28 protein-coding genes are annotated in these 25,412 nt (G+C 40.4%); 10 read left to right on the top strand and 18 right to left on the bottom strand.

Annotated features, from left to right (window positions below; all coding sequences use genetic code 11):
* Window positions 1-76: 76 nt before the first annotated feature.
* From FOC45_RS01625 to FOC45_RS01650, 6 genes are read left to right on the top strand one after another with little or no spacing between them, the layout of a single operon-like run.
* Window positions 77-820: a porin family protein gene (locus FOC45_RS01625; protein ID WP_009392554.1), complete on the top strand. Its 744-nt coding sequence runs from the start codon at window positions 77-79 to the stop codon at window positions 818-820.
* Window positions 821-838: 18 nt separating this feature from the next.
* Window positions 839-1,990 carry a VWA domain-containing protein gene (locus FOC45_RS01630; protein ID WP_009392558.1) on the top strand — a complete coding sequence of 384 codons (1,152 nt, stop codon included), beginning with the start codon at window positions 839-841 and terminating at the stop codon, window positions 1,988-1,990.
* A gap of 13 nt (window positions 1,991-2,003) precedes the next feature.
* A complete protein-coding gene (locus FOC45_RS01635) occupies window positions 2,004-2,690 on the top strand; it encodes a TIGR00730 family Rossman fold protein (RefSeq protein ID WP_009392559.1) in 687 nt (228 codons plus the stop codon).
* A 13-nt stretch (window positions 2,691-2,703) separates the two neighbouring features.
* The gene (locus FOC45_RS01640; protein WP_009392561.1) at window positions 2,704-4,860 is read left to right on the top strand and encodes a S46 family peptidase; all 2,157 of its coding nucleotides are present in this window, start codon (window positions 2,704-2,706) and stop codon (window positions 4,858-4,860) included.
* 51 nt (window positions 4,861-4,911) lie between these two features.
* Complete coding sequence (gene deoC / locus FOC45_RS01645) at window positions 4,912-5,574, top strand: deoxyribose-phosphate aldolase (RefSeq protein WP_009392563.1); 663 nt, start codon at window positions 4,912-4,914, stop codon at window positions 5,572-5,574.
* Complete coding sequence (locus FOC45_RS01650) at window positions 5,574-6,341, top strand: exodeoxyribonuclease III (RefSeq protein ID WP_009392564.1); 768 nt, start codon at window positions 5,574-5,576, stop codon at window positions 6,339-6,341. Before deoC ends, FOC45_RS01650 begins: the two co-directional genes overlap by 1 nt.
* Before the next feature lie 85 nt (window positions 6,342-6,426).
* Here FOC45_RS01650 and FOC45_RS01655 read toward each other — a convergent pair whose 3' ends face one another.
* From FOC45_RS01655 to FOC45_RS01670, 4 genes are all read right to left on the bottom strand, one after another.
* The gene (locus FOC45_RS01655) at window positions 6,427-7,434 is read right to left on the bottom strand and encodes a 3-oxoacyl-ACP synthase III family protein (RefSeq protein ID WP_009392567.1); all 1,008 of its coding nucleotides are present in this window, start codon (window positions 7,432-7,434) and stop codon (window positions 6,427-6,429) included.
* An 81-nt stretch (window positions 7,435-7,515) separates the two neighbouring features.
* Window positions 7,516-8,478: a type I phosphomannose isomerase catalytic subunit gene (locus FOC45_RS01660; RefSeq protein WP_009392569.1), complete on the bottom strand. Its 963-nt coding sequence runs from the start codon at window positions 8,476-8,478 to the stop codon at window positions 7,516-7,518.
* Window positions 8,479-8,550: 72 nt separating this feature from the next.
* Complete coding sequence (locus tag FOC45_RS01665) at window positions 8,551-9,267, bottom strand: nitroreductase family protein (RefSeq protein ID WP_009392570.1); 717 nt, start codon at window positions 9,265-9,267, stop codon at window positions 8,551-8,553.
* Between the two features lie 19 nt (window positions 9,268-9,286).
* Window positions 9,287-9,445, bottom strand: a complete 159-nt coding sequence (locus FOC45_RS01670; RefSeq protein ID WP_009392572.1) for a conserved domain protein — start codon at window positions 9,443-9,445, stop codon at window positions 9,287-9,289.
* A 441-nt stretch (window positions 9,446-9,886) separates the two neighbouring features.
* On the opposite strand from FOC45_RS01670, the gene FOC45_RS01675 reads away from it, so the two are divergent.
* Window positions 9,887-10,426 (top strand): nucleotide exchange factor GrpE, encoded by a 540-nt coding sequence (locus tag FOC45_RS01675; RefSeq protein ID WP_009392573.1) that lies wholly within the window; start codon window positions 9,887-9,889, stop codon window positions 10,424-10,426.
* Between the two features lie 11 nt (window positions 10,427-10,437).
* Window positions 10,438-11,559 (top strand): molecular chaperone DnaJ, encoded by a 1,122-nt coding sequence (gene dnaJ, locus FOC45_RS01680; protein WP_009392576.1) that lies wholly within the window; start codon window positions 10,438-10,440, stop codon window positions 11,557-11,559.
* Window positions 11,560-11,658: 99 nt separating this feature from the next.
* Here dnaJ and rpoN read toward each other — a convergent pair whose 3' ends face one another.
* From rpoN to FOC45_RS01715, 7 genes are all read right to left on the bottom strand, one after another.
* On the bottom strand, window positions 11,659-13,125 hold the full coding sequence (gene rpoN, locus FOC45_RS01685) for an RNA polymerase factor sigma-54 (RefSeq protein ID WP_009392577.1): 1,467 nt from the start codon (window positions 13,123-13,125) through the stop codon (window positions 11,659-11,661).
* A gap of 34 nt (window positions 13,126-13,159) precedes the next feature.
* Window positions 13,160-14,299, bottom strand: a complete 1,140-nt coding sequence (locus FOC45_RS01690; RefSeq protein ID WP_009392578.1) for a glycosyltransferase family 4 protein — start codon at window positions 14,297-14,299, stop codon at window positions 13,160-13,162.
* A 104-nt stretch (window positions 14,300-14,403) separates the two neighbouring features.
* A complete protein-coding gene (locus FOC45_RS01695) occupies window positions 14,404-16,296 on the bottom strand; it encodes a DUF4139 domain-containing protein (RefSeq protein WP_009392579.1) in 1,893 nt (630 codons plus the stop codon).
* Window positions 16,297-16,304: 8 nt separating this feature from the next.
* The gene (locus FOC45_RS01700) at window positions 16,305-17,279 is read right to left on the bottom strand and encodes a cation diffusion facilitator family transporter (protein WP_009392580.1); all 975 of its coding nucleotides are present in this window, start codon (window positions 17,277-17,279) and stop codon (window positions 16,305-16,307) included.
* Window positions 17,280-17,289: 10 nt separating this feature from the next.
* Entirely contained in the window at window positions 17,290-18,699 is a 1,410-nt protein-coding gene (locus FOC45_RS01705; protein WP_009392581.1) for an alkaline phosphatase, read from the bottom strand.
* Between the two features lie 38 nt (window positions 18,700-18,737).
* Complete coding sequence (gene thiL, locus FOC45_RS01710) at window positions 18,738-19,787, bottom strand: thiamine-phosphate kinase (protein ID WP_009392582.1); 1,050 nt, start codon at window positions 19,785-19,787, stop codon at window positions 18,738-18,740.
* On the bottom strand, window positions 19,784-20,248 hold the full coding sequence (locus FOC45_RS01715) for a DinB family protein (RefSeq protein ID WP_009392583.1): 465 nt from the start codon (window positions 20,246-20,248) through the stop codon (window positions 19,784-19,786). Before FOC45_RS01715 ends, thiL begins: the two co-directional genes overlap by 4 nt.
* Before the next feature lie 241 nt (window positions 20,249-20,489).
* Here FOC45_RS01715 and FOC45_RS01720 point away from each other — a divergent pair, with 241 nt between their 5' ends.
* Complete coding sequence (locus tag FOC45_RS01720) at window positions 20,490-20,933, top strand: hypothetical protein (RefSeq protein ID WP_034539784.1); 444 nt, start codon at window positions 20,490-20,492, stop codon at window positions 20,931-20,933.
* 7 nt (window positions 20,934-20,940) lie between these two features.
* Entirely contained in the window at window positions 20,941-21,708 is a 768-nt protein-coding gene (locus FOC45_RS01725; RefSeq protein ID WP_009392585.1) for a 1-acyl-sn-glycerol-3-phosphate acyltransferase, read from the top strand.
* Here FOC45_RS01725 and FOC45_RS01730 read toward each other — a convergent pair.
* The 7 genes from FOC45_RS01730 to FOC45_RS01760 form a co-directional block, all read right to left on the bottom strand.
* Window positions 21,668-22,255 carry a riboflavin synthase gene (locus FOC45_RS01730; protein WP_009392586.1) on the bottom strand — a complete coding sequence of 196 codons (588 nt, stop codon included), beginning with the start codon at window positions 22,253-22,255 and terminating at the stop codon, window positions 21,668-21,670. The genes FOC45_RS01725 and FOC45_RS01730 overlap by 41 nt on opposite strands.
* 69 nt (window positions 22,256-22,324) lie before the next feature.
* Entirely contained in the window at window positions 22,325-22,768 is a 444-nt protein-coding gene (locus FOC45_RS01735) for a PIN domain-containing protein (protein WP_009392587.1), read from the bottom strand.
* Complete coding sequence (locus FOC45_RS01740; protein WP_034540822.1) at window positions 22,765-22,947, bottom strand: hypothetical protein; 183 nt, start codon at window positions 22,945-22,947, stop codon at window positions 22,765-22,767. The genes FOC45_RS01735 and FOC45_RS01740 overlap by 4 nt, the downstream gene beginning before the upstream one ends.
* Window positions 22,948-23,010: 63 nt before the next feature.
* Window positions 23,011-24,006 carry an NAD(P)H-dependent glycerol-3-phosphate dehydrogenase gene (locus tag FOC45_RS01745; RefSeq protein WP_009392589.1) on the bottom strand — a complete coding sequence of 332 codons (996 nt, stop codon included), beginning with the start codon at window positions 24,004-24,006 and terminating at the stop codon, window positions 23,011-23,013.
* Between the two features lie 47 nt (window positions 24,007-24,053).
* On the bottom strand, window positions 24,054-24,494 hold the full coding sequence (locus FOC45_RS01750) for a hypothetical protein (protein WP_009392590.1): 441 nt from the start codon (window positions 24,492-24,494) through the stop codon (window positions 24,054-24,056).
* 2 nt (window positions 24,495-24,496) lie between these two features.
* Complete coding sequence (locus FOC45_RS01755; RefSeq protein WP_009392592.1) at window positions 24,497-25,063, bottom strand: Panacea domain-containing protein; 567 nt, start codon at window positions 25,061-25,063, stop codon at window positions 24,497-24,499.
* 109 nt (window positions 25,064-25,172) lie between these two features.
* Window positions 25,173-25,394, bottom strand: a complete 222-nt coding sequence (locus tag FOC45_RS01760) for a hypothetical protein (protein ID WP_009392593.1) — start codon at window positions 25,392-25,394, stop codon at window positions 25,173-25,175.
* Window positions 25,395-25,412: the final 18 nt, after the last annotated feature.

The following is a 25,412-nucleotide window of genomic DNA, read 5'->3' on the forward strand; positions in this document are numbered from 1 at the left end:
TTTTTTGTAAAGATAGCAGCTTGCTAATTGATTAATTATTCTTATCTTTGCCCAAAATATAGTATACACGATTAGAATGAATAAACTAAATATTTTTCTGTTAGTTTTTTGTTTTCATATCTCTCTGTGGTCAGTGGCGCAAGAGGATACTGATGATGGTATGATTGATACTGAAAAAGAGCGGGTGGCGCCAACTTCAGTGGTTGATTCGCTTTACCTTGAAGACCAATTTTATTTGGGTTTTACCTATGATTATCTGGCAGGGAAGGCGTCTAATGTGGTGCAGCACAACCTTTCGAGAGGCTTGCACTTGGGGTATATACGCGACCTACCTCTGAATGCGGAGCGCAATTTGGGGTTCGGTTTGGGGATTGGCTACGCCTATGACCGCGTGTATAACAATATGTTAGCAAAAAAGACTAGTGCAGGTATTAGCTATGAAATTGTAGAGCATTTTAGAGATTTGAATCTGTCGCGTAATTTCTTCGAGACGCATACGATAGAGATACCGGCTGAGTTTCGCTTTCGTACCTCTACGCCCTATTTGCACAAGTTTTGGCGTGTGTATGCGGGGGTGCGATTGGCGTATATCTTCAGCAGTAAGAGTTTGTACACTGCCGATGATGTTTCTACTTCGTTTGCTAACAGTCAGCTGAATAGGGAGTTTCAGCTGAAACCTTATATAGCGTTTGGCTATAATGCGCTGAACTTTTTTGTACAGTACAACCTTACTCCGCTACTTAAAAACGCCGAGACTACCGATGGTACAAGCCTGAAATCGAATATCTTGCAGATAGGGCTGATGTTTTATATTTTATAAAGAAGAAATACTAAATAAATGGAAGCTCATTTTACACGTTGGCGCCTCATATTGGGGCAAGATGCTCCTGCTATGGAAGGGGTTGCCTTAGACGAACAGCAGTCGCTTATGGACGCTACGCTGGCGGCTCTGTATGACCATACCGATGGGAAAGGGGGGAATGCTGGTGGTAAGCGCTCAGCAGGATTGGGGAACTCAGCTCCTAACTTGGCTAAATGGCTGACAGATGTTCGCTCGTTCTTTCCGCCAGATGTGGTGAGCGTTATACAAACAGATGCAATAGAGCGCAAAGGGCTTACTAAATTGCTCTTTGAGCCTGAAACCCTCAAGAATGTGAAGCCAGATATCTCGATGGTAGGTACCCTGATGGCACTAAAAGACCAGATACCTGCAAAATCGAAAGAGACAGCCCGAGAGTTAGTGAAAGAGGTGGTAGATGAGATTATGAAGCGTATGGAACAGAATTTGCGTAGAGCAGTGACGGGAGCTCTGAACAAGAAAGCGCATACGCCTATAGCTAACTTTTTGTCTACTGACTGGAAACGCACTATTCAGCGCAACCTTAAAAACTATGACACTGCTACCAAGCGGCTTATTCCGGAGAAATTCTATTTCTTTGAACGCACCCAAAAGCAGAAGAATTGGACGGTGATATTGGATATAGACCAGAGTGGTTCGATGTGCGATTCTATTATCTATTCGTCGGTAATGGGGGCTATCTTTGCGAGTATGCCTGCGCTCGACACGCACGTAGTGGCATTTGATACCCAAGTAACAGACCTGACCGAGCTATGTAGGCAAGACCCTGTGGATATGCTTTTCGGGGTGCAGCTGGGTGGGGGGACTGACATTAATAAGTCGGTAGCCTACTGTCAGACTTTGATAGAAAACCCTCGCAAGACGATGTTTATCCTCATATCTGACCTTTATGAGGGGGGCGTGCGCGCGGGGCTTTTGCGCCGCCTGAACGAGATGCACGAAGATGGGGTAAAGGTAATAGTACTGTTGGCGCTCTCGGACAACGGGAAGCCTTATTATGATGAAAAACTCGGTAAGGAGATTAGCAAACTGGGTATTGCCTGCTTTGCTTGTACGCCTGACCGTTTGCCTGAATTAGTAGAAAATGCTCTCAAAGGCAATCCTTTATTACCTAAAGGGAATGACAAATGATAAATTGTAAAAGATGAAAAAACATTCAAAAGTTTGGAATGAAATCAAGACGAATGACTCTTGGTCGATATTTAAAATAATGGGAGAATTTGTGCACGGCTATGAGCAAATGAGCTCTATAGGTCCGTGTGTGTGTATCTTTGGGTCGGCACGTATCAAGCCTGAAACGCCTTATTACGAACTGACAGTGCGCATTGCCCAAAAGATTGTAGATGAGGGGTTTGGTATCATCACAGGGGGGGGACCTGGTATTATGGAGGCAGGCAACAAAGGGGCGCACCTCAATAAAGGTGTATCGGCAGGGCTCAATATCGACCTGCCTTTTGAACAAACTAATAATAGCTATATAGACCACGATAAGAATATAAAATTTAACTATTTCTTTGCCCGCAAGGTGATGTTTGTAAAATATTCTAAGGCATTCGTAGCTATGCCGGGTGGTTTTGGTACTCTTGATGAGCTTTTTGAGACGCTAACTCTCGTACAAACCCGAAAAATAGATCAAATACCTATTATTTTAGTAGGAACTGACTATTGGAGAGGGCTATTAGAATGGATAAAGACGGTATTATTAGAGAAATTTAGCAACATCAATGCTGAAGATATGAATCTTGTGCATTTGGTAGATACCGAAGATGAGGTTATTAGGGTTATTGAAGAGTTCTATAATAATAAACATCAGTTGAAACCGAATTTTTAAAACTATAGCAATAATGAACACTAAAAAATTATTAAAATCTTTTTTATTATTACTTATTTTTAGCTTGTTGCCTATTGGTTTGGCAGCGCAACAAGGAGGTATGTGGATACCTTCGCTTTTAGAAGGAATGAACGCCAAAGAGATGAAGTCTTTGGGAATGAAAATGTCGGTGAGCGATATTTATAGTGTGAACAAATCGAGTTTGAAAGATGCAGTGCCCCACTTCAACGGAGGCTGTACTTCTGAGATGATTTCGAGCAGAGGGCTATTGCTTACGAATCACCACTGCGGATATTCGCAAATACAATCGCATTCTTCTTTGCAAAACGACTACCTAACTGATGGTTTTTGGGCTAAAAACTTATCGGAAGAATTACCTAACAAGCATTTAGAAGTTACTTTTATCGTACGCATTGAAGATGTTACGCAGAAAGTATTAGAAGGAACGGCTGCCATTAGCGATGAGAATGAGCGTGCGGCTAAGATAGAGCGTAATGTAGCTAGTTTAGTGAAAAGTTCGCCCAAAGAATTTTGGCAAGAGAATCGCATTCGTGCTTTCTATGATGGAAACCAATATATCCTTTTCGTAGTAGAAACGTTTAAAGATGTGCGTTTGGTAGGGGCACCGCCTTCAGCTATAGGCAAATTTGGCTCAGATACTGACAACTGGGTATGGCCACGCCATACAGGTGACTTCTCTCTTTTCCGCGTATATGCTGACAAGAACAATCGTCCTGCTGAGTATTCAAAAGACAATGTACCATATCGCCCTAAGCATTTTTTCCCTATTTCATTAAAAGGGGTAAAAGCAGGTGATTTTACGATGGTATTCGGTTATCCTGGTCGCACTCAGGAGTATCTGCCTGCGGTAGCGGTGGAGCAAATTGTAAATGTGTTGAATCCTGCCAAAATAGGCATTCGGGATGTGGTGCTTAAAACTCAAGATGGTTTTATGCGTACCAACCCTGAAATAAAAATAAAATATGCCTCTAAATACGCTAGCGTGGCTAACTATTGGAAGAAATGGATAGGCGAAACGCAAGGTTTGAAGAAATCAGGAGCAGTAGCTTTGAAGAGAAAACAAGAAGAGAAATTCCAAAAAACTCTTGAAAAGAATGGTAAAACAGCTGTTTACGGACAATTATTACCACAATTTGCTGAGAAATACGCGCAAATGCAAGATTACGCTTTGGCTAATGATCTCTTTTCAGAGTTAGTATTGCGCAATATAGACCTTTTGAGCAATGGTTATAGGGTATTACAATTGCAAAATGCCCTACATCAAAAAGGAGCACAATCATTTGCTGACCGCCGTCAGAATCTTTTAAACAGCCTTCAAACGGTATTTAAAAATAACGATAAGGCGGTAGACAAAGCAGTATTTGAGAAAGCGGTAGCCTACTACGCCCAAGCGATGCCAGCACACTTACTGTCAGCTAACTTGCAAAATCTTAATGCTTCAGCCTTAGCAGATAAACTGTACAACGAATCATTTTTAACTTCTTATAGCGAAATAGAAAAGGTACTCAATCTACCTCAAGAGGATTTTGAAGCACGTATGCAACAAGATGCAGGGGTACAGTTTGTACGCGAACTAGTGTTACACTATATCGAAAAGGTAAGTCCGTATTACTATCGTTTAAATGATGAGATTACTGCACTGCAACGAACTTATATGAAAGCTCTTTTAGAGTTTGCTAAACCTGAAGATCGTCTTTTTCCTGATGCTAATAGCACTCTTCGCGTAACTTATGGCAAGGTAGCAGGTTACTCGCCTAGCGATGCTGTAACTTACGATTATATGACTTATTTAGATGGGGTAATGGAGAAATATGTGCCTAATGACTATGAGTTTGACGTACCAGCTAAGTTACGTGAGCTCTATGAGAAGAAAGATTATGGCATTTATGGTAAAAACGGAAAGATGCCTGTGTGCTTTGTAGCTACTAACCACACAACAGGTGGTAATTCAGGAAGTCCCGCGATTGATGCCAAAGGCAATCTGATAGGGCTTAACTTCGACCGTGTATGGGAAGGCACTATGAGCGACATACATTACGACCCCAATATTTGTCGCAATATAATGGTAGATATTCGCTATGTGCTCTTTATTATTGATAAATATGCGGGGGCAGGCTATCTGATTGACGAGATGAAGTTGGTGAAATAGTACGCATTTTGTCAAAGTTGATTTATCGAAGAAATAAAAACCAAACAATATATGAAATTAAATAAACTAATAGACCACACACTTCTAAAAGCAACAGCTACCCTTGCTGAGATAGAAACCCTTTGCAAAGAAGCGGTAGAGTACGATTTCTATTCGGTATGTGTGAATAGTTGTTATGTAGCAGCTGCTAAGAAATTCTTAGCAGGCACTGATATAAAGGTTTGCAGTGTAGTAGGCTTCCCTTTAGGGGCAATGTCAGCCAAAGCTAAATATTTTGAAACTAGCGAAGCCATTGCGGATGGTGCCGATGAGATAGATATGGTGCTCAATGTGGGTTGGCTTAAATCGGGGGAAACACAAAAGGTATTAGAGGATATAGCTGCTTTAAAACAGTGTGTAGGCGAAAATAGGGTGCTAAAGGTAATACTTGAGACTTGCTATCTGACAGACGAAGAAAAACGCTTAGCTTGCAAGTTAGCCCTTGAGGCACACGCCGATTTTGTAAAGACCTCTACTGGTTTTGGTACAGGTGGAGCTACTCTTGCTGATGTAAAACTAATGAAAGAATGCGTACAAGGCAAGGCAAAGGTAAAAGCCTCTGGAGGTATCCGCGATTACGAGACTGCTATGCAGTATGTAGCCCTTGGGGTAGAGCGCATAGGCACCTCTAATGGTATTGCTATTTTAAAAGGTGAAAAAGGAACAGGTTACTAATGAAGATTATCAGTTATAATGTAAATGGCATTCGTGCTGCTCTTACTAAGGGTTTTACAGAGTGGTTGAAAAGTGCTAACCCCGATGTGCTTTGTCTGCAAGAGATTAAGGCTTTAGAAGCACAAATACCTACTGAAGTATTTACTGAGTTAGGCTATACCTACCAGTATTACCACAGTGCCGAAAAGAAAGGTTATAGTGGGGTGGCTATCCTCTCTAAAATAAAGCCTAAACACGTAGAGGTAGGTACAGGTATTGATTATATGGACAAAGAAGGACGAGTACTCCGCGCGGACTTCGATACCCTCTCAGTGATGAGTCTTTATCTGCCATCAGGTACTAATCCCGACCGTTTAGACTTCAAGCTAACCTTTATGGCGGACTTTCAGAAATATATCGACAAGTTGAAGCAAACAATACCTAATCTTGTTATCTGTGGCGACTACAATATCTGCCACGAAGCGATAGACATACACGACCCTGTGCGCAATGCTACTGTATCGGGCTTCTTACCTATAGAGCGCGAATGGTTAGATAAGTTTATGAAGAGTGGGTTTATAGATAGTTTTCGATATTTTCACAAAGAACCTCATCAGTACTCTTGGTGGAGTTATCGTGCCAATGCCCGCAATAACAACAAAGGATGGCGTATTGATTATCACTTAGTATCAGCCCCTTTAGAAAACCGTATGGAGCGAGCACTTATTCTTCCTGAAGCAAAACATAGCGACCATTGCCCTATAGTATTAGAGGTCAGTGACAAATAATAAATAGCAAATCAAAAAAAAGGCTGTTGAACAATTGGTTCAACAGCCTTTTTTTTGATTATTTATAGCAGCTACAACGCTGTGATTACCAACGAATGATAGCACTACCCCACGTAAAACCACTACCAAAAGCAGCGAGCACTACTAAGTCGCCCTCTTTTATTCTGCCTTGTTGTACTGCTTCAGTAAGAGCGATAGGAACAGAGGCGGCGGTAGTATTACCATACTTCATTATATTATTAAATATTTGTTCATCAGAGAGTTTAAATTGGTGCTGAACAAACTGCGATATACGGTAATTTGCTTGGTGAGGAATCAATATACTAATATCTTCACGAGTAAGCCCATTAGCTTTCAACCCTTCTTCTATTACCTCTGCAAAGCGTACTACAGCATTCTTAAATACAAACTGACCATTCATATAAGGGTAATAACTCACATCGTCAGGGTCATTTTCAGCCAAAATCTGAGGCACCCATTTAGTACCTACACCAGGGGTAATCATAGCCAATTCAGTAGCGTGCTCTCCTTGACTGTGCAAGTGCGTAGAGAGAATACCGCGAGCAGGGTCATCAGAGCGAGACACCACAGCAGCCCCAGCACCATCGCCAAAAAGTACCGCCATATTGCGTCCGCGTGTGCTCATATCCAGCGCAGGCGATTGCGTTTCAGCACCTATCACAAGGATATTTTTGTACATACCAGTTTTGATAAACTGGTCAGCTACCGATAGCGCGTAGATAAAACCCGAACACTGGTTGCGAATATCTAAAGCACCCACTGTTTTTAGTCCTAATTCTTTTTGGACTAACACTCCACACCCAGGGAAGTAATAATCCGGACTAAGAGTTGCAAAGATAACAAAGTCAATTTCATCTTTACTCACTTGCGCAGCTTCAAGGGCTTTAAGACTGGCTTTTACCCCCATCGAGGTAGTGGTATCAGTCCCTTTTAGCACGTGTCGGCGTTCTTTTATACCGGTACGCTCTTGTATCCACTCGTCGCTAGTATCCATTAGCTTCGATAAATCATCGTTGGTTACTACATTGTCAGGGACGTAAAACCCTAATCCCTTAATTCTTGATATATACATATTTTTAGTTTTTAGTTGTTATTCTTCAGCTTCTTAGTCTTAGTAGTCGCTTTCTAACTACTAACGACTAATCACTAACGACTAAATAAACACCTCTAACAAGTCCATTCCCTTAGTTTTAACCTCCAATTTGTTACAAGAGGCAGGGAAAAGCACTGTTTCACCTTGTTTAATGGGCAATTCAGTCGTGCCATCACCTATTGTACCCTCCCCTTTTACGCACATATAGATGTGAAAAGAGTCATCTTGAGCAAGCGACTTCTCAAAACCAGCTGTGAGAGGCAACAAATTAGTAATAAAATAAGGACAATTCACCACTTTGTTCACCTCATTAGCCGTATTAGTATATTTTACTTTGAAGTCATCTTTCTTCTCGTAATCAATAGCATCAAGCGCTAATTCAGTATGCAATTCGCGCAGATTGCCATTTTTATCCCTTCTGTTGAAGTCATACACACGATAAGTAATGTCGCTAGTTTGCTGAATTTCAGCAATGATAATCCCCTTACCGATAGCGTGCACTTTACCCGTATTGATAAAGAAAGTATCGCCATCTTTCACCTTTTCGTAGTTCAGAATATCAGTAAGCGTACCCTTGTCAAGGTGCTGTTGGTACTCTTCTTTGCTAACCGTTTTGTTGAAACCGACAATCAGTTCAGCACCAGCATCGGCGTGAAGTACATACCACATTTCCGTTTTACCAAAAGAATTATGACGTTCTTTAGCCAATTTATCGTTAGGATGCACCTGTATAGAAAGGTCTTCGCGTGCATCTATAAATTTAATAAGGATAGGAAAATCGCGACCGAAACGCTCGTATACGTGCTTACCAAGCAACTCATTAGGATATAAATCAATAAGTTCTTGCAGACTTTTGCCCTCAAGAGCCCCGTTGGCTACTACTGAAATATCACCAGGAACGCCCGATACCTCCCAGCTTTCGCCAGTAATGTCGCTTTCGATAGGTTTGTTGAATAAAGTTTTTAGTTTAGTACCACCCCAAAGACGTTCTTTGAGGATTGGTTTAAATTTTATAGGATACATTTTTATTAAGGTTTGTTAATTAAACAGGGCAAAGATACAAATAATTTGCCAATTAGCCAATTTTTACATTTTCTAATTATTTCTATAAACTTCCTCAAACGGCAATCTAAACCTTTCTCCCCAGATGCCGCGCTCTTCACGAAGCCCACAGGTCACCACCATACTCACTTCAGCCCCATAAGGTAGGTGTAGCAGTTTCTTAATACGATGGCTATCATACCCCCCTAACGGACAAGTATCGTATCCCTCCTCTGCCATTGCAAGCATAAAGGTTTGCGCTACAAGCCCACAGCTTTTATGTACTTCCACACGTATATCACCTTCAGAGAGTTCTCGCACCATAGGGCGAAACCAACCAATCACCCCAGAGAGTTTGCGAAAAGCACCTAATAAGCCAAAAAAACGACTGTACACAAAAGGGATTAGTTTCTCATAATGCTTCTCTTTATCTTTAATGCGCTTAGCTTGTCTTTCGGGCGGACTATTGCGCTGTATATTACCGCGTTCAAATTCCAAAATCATCTTGGCGTGCTGGCGGTGTTTGTCCTGTCGAGTCACGAAAACCACCATCTGTTGCGCCGTGCTTGCTGTAAGCTGGTCGAGGCAGGCGTGTGCTAATTTTTCTAACAAAGCCTTATCAGTAATATGGTACAACTCATACAGTTGCATATTGAAACCAGTAGGTGCTAGTGTAGCGAGTCTAAGGCATTCACGCACCTTTTCCTCACTAATGGGCGTAGGAGCGTAATAACGTACCGCCCTGCGGAAGTGTAAAATATCTTTTAACATATTAATAAATTGTAACAAATTAAGCTACAAGACTAAGGCAAATTGCTATGATAGCAGGCATAGCTTGGGCAAAGAATGCTTTACCGCGAGTTTCCCAAGCGAACATTTCCATATAGAGAATATACAAATGCTCAAGCATCACAAAAACAGTAAAAATAGTAGCTAAAATTCCTAACATTTTTTTGAAATAATTGATTACAAATGCAAATGTATAAAATAAATTCTAAAAACTTACTATTAAGCCAATGTCTTACCAAGTAATAATTTGTTTTATGCTGCAAGATAATAGCAATTCCCAAATCTTTCTAGCCTTCCCAGCCCTCCTAAACCTTCCAGTTCTCTCATTCTCTAATTTTCCAATTTTAAAGAAAAAAACTACTTATAGTCCTACCCTTTACTTTAGATATAGCTACCCTTTAGGAAGAGCGAACGATAAGCGAAAGATGAGCAAAGTATAAACGTCTAACCATCATCTCAAAACCAGAAAAAAATCCTATTTCCCAGCCTTCTCAGCCCTCTAAAACCTCCCATTTCTCAATAATAGCCCTGTCATTTTGTCAGTTTTTACACTATGGCAAATAATTTGCTATAATAAAAGGGACAATAACAGAAAAATAGTATGAATACCGAAGATATCAAAGACGAGGAAGTGAAGAACACTCCTGAAGTAGAAAAAACAACTGCTGAAGCTACAGCAGAAGTCAACACACCTGCTGAAGAGACGGCAGAAGACCTATTAGCAAAAGAAAAAGACAAATACTTGCGACTTTTTGCCGAGTTCGAAAACTACAAAAAGCGCACTGCTAAAGAGCGTGTTGAGTTATTTAAAACTGCCGGACAAGACATTTTGTCAGCTATGCTGCCCGTAGTCGATGATTTCGACCGCGCTTTGGCAGAACTTTCTAAGTCAAGCGACAAAAATACACTGATGGGGGTTGAGCTTATCTATAACAAACTTATGACTACCCTCAAACAGAAAGGATTAGAGAAAATGGAGGTAGCACCTAATGATGTGTTCGACAGCGAGCACCACGATGCTGTTACCCAAATACCTGCACCTACCCCCGATGCCAAAGGCAAAATCATCGATGTAGTACAAACAGGGTATAAGTTGGGCGATAAGATTATCCGTTTTCCTAAAGTAGTGGTAGCACAATAACTAACTAAAAAATGAAAAAAGATTACTACGAAATTTTAGAAGTATCCAAGACGGCCAGTGCAGCCGAAATAAAGAAAGCCTATCGTAAACAAGCATTGAAATATCACCCTGATAAGAACCCAGGTGATAAGGAAGCAGAAGAAAAGTTCAAACAAGCAGCCGAAGCCTACGAAGTCCTAAGCGACGAAAACAAACGCGCCCAATACGACCGATTTGGTCACGCAGCTTTCGAAGGCGGTATGGGTGGCGGAGGCTTCTCAATGGATGATATTTTCAGCCAATTTGGCGACATATTTGGCGGACATTTCTCTGGCTTTAGCGGTGGATTTGGTGGCTTTGGAGGAGGTAGACAGCAACAAATGTATATCAAAGGTGATAACCTGCGCATACGTGTGAAAGTCACTCTCGAAGATATCGTAAAAGGAACAGAGAAGAAAATAAAAGTACGTCGTAAAGTAAAAGCTGAAGGCACTACCTATAAAACTTGCCCTACCTGTAACGGACAAGGGCAGATTGTACGACAAGTGAACACTATGCTCGGAATGATGCAGACGGCTACCACTTGTAGCACTTGTGGAGGGGCAGGCGAGGTGATAGACAAACGTGCTGCCGATACCGATGCACAAGGACTTAAAACGGTAGAAGAAACCATACCAATCAATATACCTGCAGGGGTAGTAGATGGTATTCAACTGCAAGTCAATGGCAAAGGGAACGAAGCGCCAGTCAAAAATGGGGTAGCAGGCGATTTGTTAGTTATTATTGAAGAGCAAGAGCATAGCACCCTCAAACGTGAGGGCGACAACCTGCATTACGACCTTTATATCAGTGTACCTGAAGCAGTATTAGGGGCTACTAAAGAGATAGAAACGGTTACCGGAAAGGTACGTATTAAGTTAGACGAGGGTATACAGTCAGGCAAGATACTTCGTTTGCGAGGCAAGGGCGTACCTAATCTTCGCACGCACTACACTGGCGACCTTATTATCCACGTAAACGTTTGGACGCCTAAAAACCTAACCGACAAGCAGAAAGCCTTTTTCAAAGAAATGCTTGATAACGATGGTTTTGCACCCAAACCCGACAAAAATGACAAGTCATTTTTCGAGAAAGTAAAAGAAATGTTTTCATAGGTTATTGATTATAACTAAAAAGAGGAACCACTCTATTGAGTAGTTCCTCTTTTTATATTTCCTTCAGATTATCTTCTTATTGATATATTGGGGTAAAAGCTATAATTCTTTGCGCAAGCGTGCTACAGGTATATCCAATTGTTCACGATATTTAGCGATAGTACGCCGTGCTATAGGGTAGCCTTTTTCTTTGAGTAGTTGGGCAAGTTCGTCGTCAGGTAGTGGTTTGCTTTTGTCTTCCTTAGCGATAATATGCTGCAGTATCTGCTTGATTTCTCGGGTTGAAACATCTTCTCCTTGGTCGTTTTTCATTGCCTCTGAAAAGAAATCTTTGATGAGTTTAGTACCGTATGGTGTAGTCACATATTTGCTGCTAGCAACGCGTGAAACAGTAGAAATATCCATTCCTACTTTATCGGCAATATCTTTAAGGATAAGCGGTTTTATTTTCAGTTCATCACCTGTGAGGAAGTATTCGCGCTGGTGCTCCATAATAGCCTCCATAGTAATAAGCAGGGTCTGTTGTCGCTGGCGTATAGCATCAATAAACCATTTAGCAGAATCTAATTTCTGTTTAATAAATAGTACCGCTTCTTTCTGCGAGTTGCTCTTCTCTTTGCTCTTCTTGTAGGTGTCTAACATTGTACTATACTCTTTTGATACGTGTAGCTCAGGAGCATTACGCCCGTTTAATGAGAGTTCTAATTCATTGTCAACAACCTTTACCGTAAAGTCAGGAATGATTTGCTCAATATGTATATTGTTGCCTGCATAGGAGCTACCAGGTTTAGGGTTTAGCCGCTCCACCTCTTGTACAGCATCTTTTAGCTCCTCTTCACTAACTAAGAAGCGTTGTTGTAGTTTGCTATAGTGTTTTTTGGTGAAGGACTCAAAAGCTTCGGTAAGCATTTTTATAGCTAAGGTTACTGCTGGAGTTTGTTTTTTGCGGCGCAGTTGTATCAGCAAACACTCTTGTAGATCGAAAGCTCCTACACCTGCAGGGTCGAGCTGAAAGATGATTTGCTCACGTATTTGCTCTACGTGTTTTTCTTCGGTATAAATATTTTGAGTGAAAGCCAAGTCATCAGTGAGATCTTGTATAGAGCGACGTATGTAGCCACTATCATCTATACTGCCTATGAGGAACTCAGCTATAAGGTAGTCTTCGTCTGAGATAGTGAAAGTGTTTAATTGGTTAATAAGCGATTGGTGAAAAGAGACCTCTGCGCTAAAAGGCACTTCGCGTTCTTCATCATCATCGCTGTAGTTATTAGCGTGCAATCGGTAGTCGGGTATTTCATCATCGCTGAGGTATTCATCAATATTGATATCATTCATATCAATGATGTCACTATCGTTATATTCATCAGCCGAGTTGTCAAATTCATCGTGAAAGTCGTCAAGAGTTTCTTCTTCACGCCCTGACTCTAAAGCAGGGTTTTCTTCCATTTCCTGCTTTACGCGTTGCTCAAAAGCAAGAGTAGGAAGCTGCACGAGCTTCATTAGCTGTATTTGTTGAGGAGAGAGCTTTTGAGAGAGCTTAAGTTGTAAATTTTGTTTTAGCATTTCTTATTATATAGGGCGCAAAGGTACGAAAATTTTATTTCTTTTTTCCGATATAATTTAATATATGTCGTATTTTCTGTTTGTTTTTTCGTGTATAGTAGCTTCTGTTGATATAGAATAATATACAGACCAGCCCTGCAAAAATAGCGCAGAATACTACCCCTAACCATAGTGAAGATAGGTAAGTATTTAAACACAAGATGACAATAAAAACACTTAAGTTAATACTAGCTAACAGTATACTAGCTTTAGCGTGCGATAGTTTTAGGTAATCTATGATAACGTGGTGTATATGGCTACGGTCAGCTTTGAAAGGTTTGCCGTGCCGTATGATACGCGATGTAAATACCCGAGTAGTATCAAAGAAAGGTATAAAAATAATACTAAGCAATACCCAAACTTTATTAGCTGGGTTGATAATAGCACTTTCTAAAGAGGTAGTGTCTAAAGCAAAAAACTTGATTGCTAATACGGCTAAGATAAAACCGACAATCATAGAGCCTGTATCGCCCATAAATACACGTTTTTTGTTAGATAGATTGTATCGTAAAAAAGCTAATAGAAAACCTATACACAATATAGACAACAGAAAATAATAGTACATTTCAGCATCGTAGAACACATAGGCAAAAGCCGAAAAAATAACCATTCCCACCATTGAGGCAGACCCATTGATGCCATCTATAAGGTTGTAAGAATTTACAATAGCCATCACTATAAAACAGCTGATAAATACAGATACTCCATAAGGAATATCAGTGATATTTAGAAAGCCATCAAGAGTACCTATTTTTAGCCCTGTCCCAAAAAGTAGCATAAAGGTAGCTATGATTTGACCTATCATTTTAGTGCTGGGGTTTACCCCAACAAGGTCATCTTTAAGTCCAACGAAAAAGAGTACGCCTACCCCTGATAAGATGTTAATACCGACCTTGTCGAAGTCGAATGAGCGGAACACCATTAAGGTAAAAACTAGACTTACAAAGAATGAGATACCTCCTAAGGTAGGAGTTCTCTCTTTATGAGAACTTCGTTCGTTAGGCTTATCCATCAAGTTCTTTCGTTTTACTACATATATTATGCTAGGAAGTGCAAAATAAGCTACTGAAAACGATAGTAAAAACACAAAAACAGCCGTGAACCATAGGTTCTCTGAAAATAAATTAGTAATCATATCATCTTATTGTGTGTGGTATTTTCAGCAAAAGTAAGAAAAAAACTTTGAATAACAACTATTATCTTTCTTTTGAACTCATTTTTATAGTTTTTTTAACGTTATTACTCTAACCATATCGACCTATTCTTCGGGTATTTAACTGAAAATTCTATATTAATTTCCTTCTTTTCAGTAGGTTGTAACCCAAATTCCCATTTAAGTTCTCCTGTTTCTTTATTGTACTTCCCTTCTGAACTGTTTAGTACATTTACTTCTATTTCTTTGAGGGTAGGAATAGGTATTTGGTCGAGGACGGTTAGGTGAATAGGCTGCTGTTTGTTATTGCGAATCACAGTTTTATATAGGCGAACATCTTCTTTCTTACTGCCCATAAACTGACGAGAAGCAAATTGTTTTACCTTTTCGCGAGTTACTGATACTTTCTTGTCTTGTCCTAATGAGAGTTTCAGGGTGTCAGCGGTTTGGGTGGGTTGTATATTAGTTTTTCCTACAAAAGTATCTTCAAAAAAGATGTTAGCTTCTCCTTCTAATAAGTTGTACTGTTGCCAGTTGGTCACATAACCTATCAAATAGGCCGTTTGCTCTACTTTTGGCACTACGTAGTAGTTATAATCAGCAGGTACTTGTATTGATTTCATATCTACTGAATATACTTGATTGTCAGATTTTACGGTGTAAGGGGTAGCTATTTCAAACTGTACATTAGTCTGGATGTCAGCTGCTTTTACAGGAATGAGGTCAGCTTGAGGGCTACTGCCACTTCTCATTTTAGCAGCACTATCACCGCTGAGGCTACCTGTTACGCTACTCTTTCTTTTATTACCATAGCCTACTACCACTACTTCCTCTAACTGCTGAGATTCATCTTTTAACCTTACAGTCATTGTTTTTTGTGGAGATAAGGTAGCTGTTTGATAACCGAGATATGATATTTCGAGCATTCTATCTTCATAATTAGTCATATTCAGCTGAAAATTACCGTCAAAATCAGTAGAAGTGCCTATTGCAGTGCCTTTTATTAGTACACTAGCACCAGGTAGAGGCTCTCCTTTTTCGTCTACCACTACTCCTTGTATATTTTTATTGCCTAACCCTATTCTCATTTTAGGTTTTTTAGCGAAATTAGGGTCTATCGTATTATAATTTAGGAAGTAAGTCTGTAGGGTAGGGGCTTCGCCAGAGATATTTGGGTCAGCTGATGAGAAGGTAAGCTTCACTTGGTTCCAATCTTCCTTAGTATCTTGCTGTATATTGGCTTTGTAGATGAGGTTGATAGGCTGACTAATGTCAGTGGCTCTAAGGTCGTATGAGGGTGTCCAGCGGGCATTATCAACTATGTATTGTAGCTCTAACGGATAGTTCTTAGCACTTTCGGCATTTACTTTCACATATATTTCTCCTTTTTCAGTGTCGTTTTTGCCTATAACGGTGCGTTTCTGATTCTCTAATTTTTTAAGCTGAGCATTTAAATCTTCTAATTTTGCTATTCGGTTGTTTGCATCAAACTTTAGCTCTGTTAGTCGTTTGTGAAAGTAATCGGCTATTTGCTGTAAGTTTGCCAATTGGATAGGAGCATTTTTACCGCTTAGCTCTTTGTTCCTTTGCAATAGGTCGATGTTATCTCTGATAATTTCTAAGTGGGTTTGCTCTGTTTCTATCTGCTTTTTCAGCTGTTCTATCTCTTTGTCGAGGGTTTCTACCTCAGCAGAAGGCTTTAACTTGTCTAAAAAATTGATTTTATGACTTACTGATAGGATAGTTATCCCTTTTACAGCTTTTACATTTACACTTTCAGGAGCTATATAAGGAGATAAGTCGGTGAATTTGAGTTCGCTTACTCCTTTAGGTAGCATAATGGTCTTTTTGCGCGTAATTTGTGCTCCGTTAGTAAAAACGGTTACCGCATCAACAGTGGTTTTAATTTCTTTAGGGGCTTCTTGCGCACTGAGTAGAGTGCTAAGGGCTAAGCTCGATAAAAACAATATCTTTTTCATTTTATGTATTAATTGTTAATTCTGTGTTTAGATATACCTCCTACATTTTCTTTGTTCCATACTATTGTTTTTACAAAGGGCTTGCGCCTGTTGGGGCAGTTTATACTACATAGTTCGCACGAAAAGTCTTTGCAGTAATCTAAGTGAAAATTAAACTCTATAGAGCGATCTACTTTTTCTGCTAATAGGTGTATCACCTTTTCCATTTCTTGGTGTGCCTGCTGTAGGGGGTAGTAATACGGCAGAGTGATATGGGCATCAATGTGCAGATGCGCCCCAAACTGCTGTATGCGCATATTGTGTATGTCTATCCACTCGATATGTCGGTAGGTTTGGAGTATTTCCACTACGTTGGCAAAGAGGGCTTCATCGCGCTCATCCATAATACCACTGAGGGCTTTGCGCACTATCTTCCAGCCTATTACTATTATATAACTACCAAAACCGATGGCAATTAAAGGGTCGAGCCATCGCCAGCCGGTAAAATGCATCAAAAGTAAGCTCAATACAATAGCTGAGGTGGCATAAGTATCCGATTGCAGATGCTTGCCTGCGCTCATCAGTACTAAAGAGTTTTCTTTCTTCCCTTTTTGGTAGGAAATATACCCCATAGCGTAATTGACTATGGCAGTCGACCCAAAAAGGGCAATCCCCCAGTCTAATTTGTCGAGATGTATTCCTTTTATAAGTGATGAAAAGGCTTCGATGAGAATAAGTATCCCCGCAATAGCAATGAGCATTCCCTCAATACTTGCAGTTACAAACTCTACTTTGCCGTGCCCATAAGGGTGGTCAGTATCGCGTGGTTTATTGCATAAATAGAGGGAGTACAACCCCATAAATGCGGCAATAATATTCACGATGCTCTCCATTGCGTCTGAAAAGATAGCGTTAGAATTGGTGATGCGCCACGCTATCAATTTCACGATGAAGAGTATTATCCCTACAAAAGTAACGAGCTTCTGAAACTGAAACGTCTTCATTGGTTACTCACTAAAGACTGACTTCGGCTACTTCTAACAAGAATTTGTGCATATCGGTATTGCGCATAAAAGGCTTTAGCTTTTCACTTCCTGGTCCGTACATTCCTAATTCGGTATAGTCTGACGAGTGGTCCATACTAATCCAGCCAACTGAGGTATGTGCTTTTTGAATCTCAGCAAAAAGTCGATAAGGTAGGTGTTTATAGTTATAAAGTCCGTCTTCTTTTCTTTCTGTCTTGGCATAATAGGCTAATAGCTCTTTTGCCTGTTCTTCATTGATATTCATTCCGCCACAGTGCTGAGCGATATGTTCTCTTACCTTGTCTATAGAGTCATTAGGGTTGATTTGTTGCAATATCCAGTCGTTAGAATGGGTGAAGTTTTGCAATCTATCAAAATTGTTATTGCACTCTTTGCCATAGATAAGCCCTGGGTTAGCATTGCCGTGGTCTGAGGTGATAACTACAAGGGTGTTGCCATCAGCTTTAGCAAAGTCTAAGGCTACTTTCACAGCTTCGTCAAAAGCTACTTGGTCGTAGAGCAATGCCCCTATATCGTTGCCGTGTGCTGCCCAGTCTACTTTTCCTCCTTCTACTTGTATCACAAAGCCATTAGGGTGACTTTTTAGCTGCTTGATAGCTTTAGCGGTCATCTCGGCAAGAGTAGGGATAGCCGCTTGGTCTTCACTACTTTGAGCGCGGTCAATAGAGTAGGGTAGGGCTTCCTCAGCAAACATACCATATAGGGGTTTGTTAGTGGGGGCTTTTAGCATCTCGTTGCGGGTGCGAGCTACAGTATAGCCTTTTTTCTTTAAAGTATCAAAAAGGTCTTTTTTATCTTTGCGATGGGCAGGGTCGAAATATTTGCTACCGCCCCCCAGCATCACATCAAAACCTAATTCGGTGTAGTTAAGGGCTATTTCGTCCATTGCATTGCGACTCTTGCTCCACGTACAGAAACCTGCCGGAGTAGCGTGGTTAATCATCACGGTGGTTATACAACCTACTTTTTTGCCTGCTTTTTTAAACTTTTGCAAGATAGGCATATTCTCTTTGCCATTGGGACTTATATTCAGGCTGCCGTTGTTCACGCGTACGCCTCCTCCCCACGAAGAACTTGCCGCTGATGAGTCGGTTACTACCGAGCTTGCAGATGCCATATCCATTAGCGCACGTTGCCCCAGATTGCTTTCGTATAAATCCATCCAGCTTGAAGGGCGACCGTATTTGCGTTTTAGGTATAGGTCAGCCATTACCATAGTGCCGGTGCTCATTCCATCACTCACTAAAAAAATGATGTTCTTAGTGCGTTTGCCTCTGTTAGCTTCACCAAGTGTTTGGGCTTGTAAATCAAAAGAAGGAAGTACTAATCCTCCTAATGCAGCCAATGTTCCGTTTTTAAAAAATGCTCTTCTTTTCATATCTGTATTATAAAATGTTTAATTTTTCTTTTAATTCATTAATTGTTAGTTAAAGCATTCCAGCCCCTTGCAATGATAGGGATAGACTGCCCTGAGCGAGTGATGAGGTTTACTCCTTCGCTCTTATCGGTGATGTAGCCAATTATGCTAAAGTGCGGATTGCCTTTTATCTTGTCATAATCGGCTTGCTTTATGGTGAAAAGCAATTCGTAGTCCTCACCGCCACTTAACGCAATAGTGGTACTGTCTAAATTAAACTCCTCGCAGGTGCTTATCACTTGTGGGTCGAGGGGGATTTTGTCTTCATACAGCCTGCAACCTACCCCTGATTGGGTGCAGATATGCAGTATTTCAGACGAAAGTCCGTCGCTTACGTCCATCATAGCAGTAGGTTTTACGCCCAACTCTTTTAGCAATGGTGGAATGTCTTTGCGGGCTTCGGGTTTGAGTTGCCGCTCTAAAATGTACGAATACATCTCTATATCGGGTTGCGAGTTTGGATTTACCTGAAAGACCGCTTTCTCGCGCTCTAATATCTGCAAGCCCATATAAGCCCCTCCTATATCGCCTGTAAGCACAATAAGGTCGTTTTCTTTAGCACCATTGCGGTATACGAGCTCTTGCTCATCTGCTTCACCTATAGCAGTAACCGAGATGATGAGTCCGCGTGTAGAAGAGGTGGTATCGCCTCCTACCAAATCTACCTCATAACGCTTACAAGCTAGGTGTATACCTGCATAAAGCTCTTCTAAGGCTTCTAACGGAAAGCGGTTAGAAACAGCTATCGAAACGGTGATTTGGGTAGCACGGGCATTCATCGCATAAATGTCCGACACATTTACGCTTACAGCCTTGTAGCCCAAATGTTTTAGCGGTACATAGCTGAGGTCGAAATGGACGCCCTCGATGAGCAAATCGGTTGAGATGACCGCTTTTTTATCCTTAAAATCTATTACAGCAGCATCATCGCCTACACTTTTGAGGGTAGAAGGCTGCTTTGCTTCAAAACCTGCTGTTAGGCGGTCTATAAGTCCGAATTCTCCCAAATCGCTTAGCTGGGTGCGGTGGGGTGTTTTGTCTTCTATCATTTAGCGAAATAGTTTAAAGCAATCACTACCCCAAGGTGCATTCCCTCGTGGGTATTGTTGAAATGGATAGCATCTTCTATACAAGTCAGTGCATAGCCGTAGCTGGTGGTGTAAGGAGTAAAGTTTGCAAATATGTCTCGCTCATAGTCGGCTTGTAGCTGCTTTTGGGTGCTGATAAGCAGTGCGCGCAGCTCTTGTATTTCGTCAGCAGTAGGTATGTGTCCGTCAGGGAAAGTACCTTTTTTGTAGGTTTCTATAAAAGCCTCAGGTACTACGGGTTTCACCCCAGAGAGTTTGTAGCACAATATCTGCTGTGTTGCTACGCAATGGGCAATATTCCACCAGATGCTATTATGGAATCCTGCGGGTATTTGTGCCAATTTTTCAGGCGTTACATTTTCTAAATAGGTTAGTAGGTTGTTGCGGGTTGCCACGTGTAGGGCAAATACTTGTTCTTTCATATATTAGTGTTTAGTAATTAGTCGTTAGTCTTTAGTCCCTAGTCGTTAGAATAGAGTCTTTAGTCACTAGAATAGAGTCACTTTCTAACGACTAGCGACTAATCACTAGCGGCTAAACTCTAACGACTAGCGACTAATCACTAACGACTAAATCCAGAGGCAAAAGTACGAAAAATACTTGAAGATACCGCATAAAATAAAAAAGATTTGTATTTTTGCGCTCAATTTTATAAAAATCGTTATGTATCAATTAATTAAAGAAGTGCACTCGCTGAGTGCTTACATAGTGCTAGTGGTACTATTTTTGTCTGCAACCAATGCACTTATTGGCTATTTCACTAAAAAAGAAACTTATCAGTTGAAAGACCTCCGCCTAAACTTGTTTGCTCTTATTTTTGCCCATATTCAGCTGCTATTAGGCTTACTGCTCTACGTGCTTACGCCGCTTTTAGCATCGTGGCAAGAAGGCAAGATGGTGATGAAAACCAGTCTGTTGCGTCTTTTGCTTTTGGAACACCCTCTAATAATGATTACTGCGGTAGTGCTTATTACTATTGGCTGGTCAAAACACAAAAAGCAAGATACACCTCGTGCTAAGTTCGCCAAAATAGCTCTTTTCTACGGTATTGCTTTGGTGTTGGTGCTCTCGCGTCTTCCTTGGAAATTGTGGTGGGGACTAATATAATGAAGAAATGAAAGTACTTAAATACTTTTTTTGGATAATATGGAAAAGCTGGTTCTATGTAGTAGTAACCAGCTTGATTCTTTTACTGTTGCCGCTACTCTTGGTGCTTACTGCTCGTCAGCGTTGGTATCCGGCACTCTATTGGGTAGCGCGACAGCTATGGGCTACGCCTATTCTCTACGCTATGGGCTTTTACCCCAGAATAAGGAGGGCGTTTGCTGTAACTAACGACCACCATAGCTATATGCTGGTGGCTAACCACTATAGTATGATGGATATTATGCTGATGCTTTATTGCAGCAAAAATCCGTTTGTGTTTGTAGGCAAAAAGGAATTGGCTAAACTACCTCTGTTTGGTTATTTCTACAAACGCGCGGCTATATTAGTAGACCGCAAAAATTCGCAGAGTAGGCGTGAGGTATATAAACACGCTCTAGAGCGGATACAAAGCGGATTGAGTATCTGCATTTTCCCTGAAGGAGGCGTGCCTGATGATGAGAGTATAGTACTCGATAACTTCAAAGATGGCGCTTTTCGCATCGCCATTCAGTGTCAGATACCTATAGTGCCTATGGTGCTGTACGATACTAAAAAGCGTTTTCCGTTTCGTTTCTTTGCCGGTAGTACAGGGCGAATGCGCGTAGATATACTGCCGCCCATTTCTACCGAAGGTAAAACTCTTGACGATAAAGACGCGCTACGCGAAGAGGTGCGCAGCCTTATACTACAACGACTTACCGCTGCTGCACCAAGCGCGCCACATACTTCCCAATAACATCGAATTCTAAATTTACTACACTGCCTACTGCTAAGCAGTGCAAATTGGTATGCGCTAAAGTGTAAGGGATAACGGCTACCGAAAAACCATCGCGAGTGGCATCTACCACTGTTAGGCTTACCCCATTAACGGTTACAGACCCTTTTTCTATCACTACATTGCCAGTTGAGGGGTCGTAAGCAAAGCTAAAACGCTTGCTGCCACCTTCTTCTTTTATGGCTGTACAAGTAGCAGTCTGGTCGATGTGGCCTTGCACTATATGTCCGTCTAAGCGCGTGTTTAGCAACATACCGCGTTCTAAATTTACGATATCGCCAGCTTGCAGACTTCCTAAGTGGGTTTTGGCTAAAGTCTCGGCTATGGCTGTCACTTGATATACATCGCCGTCAATAGCTACCACCGTTAGGCATACGCCATTGTGAGCCACACTCTGGTCAATCTTCAGTTCTTTAGTAAAAGTACACTTCACGAAAAGATGCAGATTAGCACCCTCGCGCACTACGCGTACTACCTCGCCTATTTCTTCTATAATTCCTGTAAACATAAAATTAATTAGTAAATTAGTTAATTAGTTAATTAGCAAATTAGCAAATCGGCAAATCAACTAATTGATTTATGGTCTTTTTTTGTATAAGTGTTTTTTGAGTTCTTCAGTAGAAGTAAAAAAATGCCCATAACCTTTAGCGGTAAGTCCTTTCTTCAGTTTTTCATCGCCCGACCATATTTTATGACCTGTGTGTAGGTGTAAGGCTATGAAAAAGACATCTTCAGGGTCTACATCTCGTACTATTTCTTCTGCTTTGTCAAGAGCTTTTTTAGTTACTTTTTGGTCGTATACCTTTATCAGGTTTCGGTAGAAAAGTAGTTCTGCTTTCAGTTCTTTGTCGCTTAAGAGGCTAAGGACTTTTATTTTATCCCAATGCTCATCTATCTCCTCAAAGACAAAGTCTGGGGCGATGAATTGAAAGTTATGCTTGGCTTTTATAATAGAGGCTATAGCCCCATTGGGTGTGATTAACGCACTAATAATTAGATTGCTATCGGTTATTAAAATCATTCTTCTAAAATCATCTTCATTAAGTTTCTTCGGGTAACATTTCTGTTGATTGATTGTGCTATTTCATCAATTGCTTTTTTCTTTTGATAATAAGAAAGTTTCTTTTTAGGGGCTTCTTTTGTAGCTCCTAATGCTTTGTGGTTGGTGGTAGTTGTCGGGTTTATGGCTATTGCTGGCATAATGTTATAGGTTTTTATAAGTTTTATTGATGCAAAGTTAATAATAATCGCCAAATCGGCAAATCAATCTAGTTCTGCTGTGAGTTCAGCAAATTCTGTTTTAGCTCTTTTGCCTTCGTATAGCACTTTATACACGGCATCGAGTATAGGGGTGCGACTCGGTTTTTCTTGGTTTTTGTTGATAAGGTAAGCACTCTTAGTGGCGTAATACCCCTCAGCAACCATATTCATCTCCGCCATTGTGCTCTTCACGGTATAGCCTTTGCCTATCATCGTGCCAAACATACGATTGCGACTGAAAAGTGAGTACGAGGTTACTAATAGGTCGCCTAAGTAAGCGGAATTGTTGATGTTGCGCTTTATCTTGTAAATATGCTTGATGTAACGACGCATCTCGCGAATGGCATTGCTCATCAGCACACTCTGAAAGTTATCGCCATAGCCTAATCCGTGGGCTATACCCGCAGCTAAGGCGTAGATATTCTTCAGCATCGCAGCATACTCTATGCCAATAACGTCGTCTGATATTTTCGTCTTCACATAATGGCGACTCATCGCTTCAGCCATAAAGCGCGCTTTCCCCTCGTCGAGGCAAGCGATAGTGAGGTATGACAACCGCTCGAGGGCTACCTCTTCGGCGTGACAAGGCCCTGCTATAATGCCTATTTGGGCATAAGGTACGTGGTGTATTTTGTTGAAATATTCGCCTACTATCAGTCCGCTTTTGGGTTCTATACCTTTGATAGCTGAAAAGATAGTCTTATCGGTCAGGGGTAGGGTGAGTTTGCTTAACTCATCGCTTAAGAAAGCCGAAGGGATACAAAAAATAATGTAATCGCTAAAGGCTACCGCCTCATCGAGGTGGCTGGTGAGGTGCAGTTTATTGATGTTTAGGTGTACATCGCTTAGGTAATTAGGGTTGTGCTTGGTAGCTTTGATGTGCTCGATGGACTGCTCGTTGCGCATATACCAGCACACTTGGTCGATATTGGCGGTAAGGATTTTAACAAGGGCAGTAGCCCAACTACCTCCGCCTATTACAGATATTTTGGTTTCCATATATAAGAAAATTGGCAAATTAGCAAATTAGCAAATCGGCTAATTGATTATAGTATTTTTTTGTATTTTCTCTTTACTGATTTCGAGTTTTTTAAGCATTCAATAAGATCGTTAAACAATGATATTTTCATTTGTCCCCATATCTGGTAATCAGAGGCTTCATAAGGGTAAAGTTCTGTTAATGTATCTATAGAGTACTCATCTAATAGATGTCCGTATAAATAAGTAGAAACACTGAAACATTTTCCGTCTTCTGTGATTTTAGTAGAAGGAGAGAGTACAAAACAATTGAGGTTACTACTTTCGCATTCTATACAACCTTGTTCAATTACCAATTTCTCAGGGATATAATCTTTACTAGTGGGTAAAGAAGCAAGAATACTTTTGTTATCAATATTTTTTAGTACTACAAAATATTTGTTCTTAGCTGTATTTCCATTTTTAAAGTAAAAAGGAGTGAAATATATAATGGTTCTTTCTGTAAACATTTTTAAAACTGTTCGATATAATCTTCATAAATAGCTTTTTTGCGTGGGTCATTGGCTACTAAATCGGCTAAATTAAGATAAAGGTTGGTACTGTTTATGGTTTCATTTTCTAAAAGGTTTAACACCTTATTTTCTTTGGCAGTCTTATTCCATAAAGACTCTTCGTTATGCGTATAAGCAACTAATTCTTTGGCTGTTTTATTGCCAAAGCTCTTAATAACTTCGTCTAATAATTCTATGTCATTATCTGAAAATTCATCATCTTTAAAGGCTTTTTTAGCTGATAGGTGTCCTTTTTGATTACTTTTTATAAATGGAGCTAAAAGGCTCATTTCTGATGATAAATCAATAAAAATAGGTTCGGCTACAGGACCAAATTTCCATACTTTATAATCTAAATTTAAGAATGGAATTCCTGATTGCTTAATAGAAAGCTCATCTAAAATATACAGTAATTTTAGAAACTTTGTTTTTGACAAATTCGGTATTCTTTCACTCAAATAAATAGCGGTATTCCCTATTTTATTGAGTTGAGCTTCATTGTACTGTGTGTAAGTGTTGTTCTTCATATTCTTTAATTGCCAAATTAGCAAATCGACAAATCGGCAAATTGATTTATGGTCTTTTTTTGTATAAGTGTTTTTTCACTTCTTCGGTAGTAATTACTATCATTTTGTGTTAGTTTTTAAAAGGTAAGTTTAGGTTTCTGGCTTTGTCTAATTTGCGCGCAATGGCTCTATTAGTTTTTTTAGAGAGAGCCATTATAAGTTCATATTGCTCTTGTGTTTCTTCTTCAAACTCTTTTATTTCAGTTACTTTCACAAAGTCAAGCTTCTTAGCTTTTTCTACATAAGCTAAGGCTTGTGGGGTATCGTGGGGTATAGTGATAGTGTATGGCATAATTTCTATGTATTTTTT

The organism is Capnocytophaga sp. FDAARGOS_737 (assembly GCF_009730375.1).
GTDB classification, from domain to species: Bacteria; Bacteroidota; Bacteroidia; order Flavobacteriales; family Flavobacteriaceae; genus Capnocytophaga; species Capnocytophaga leadbetteri.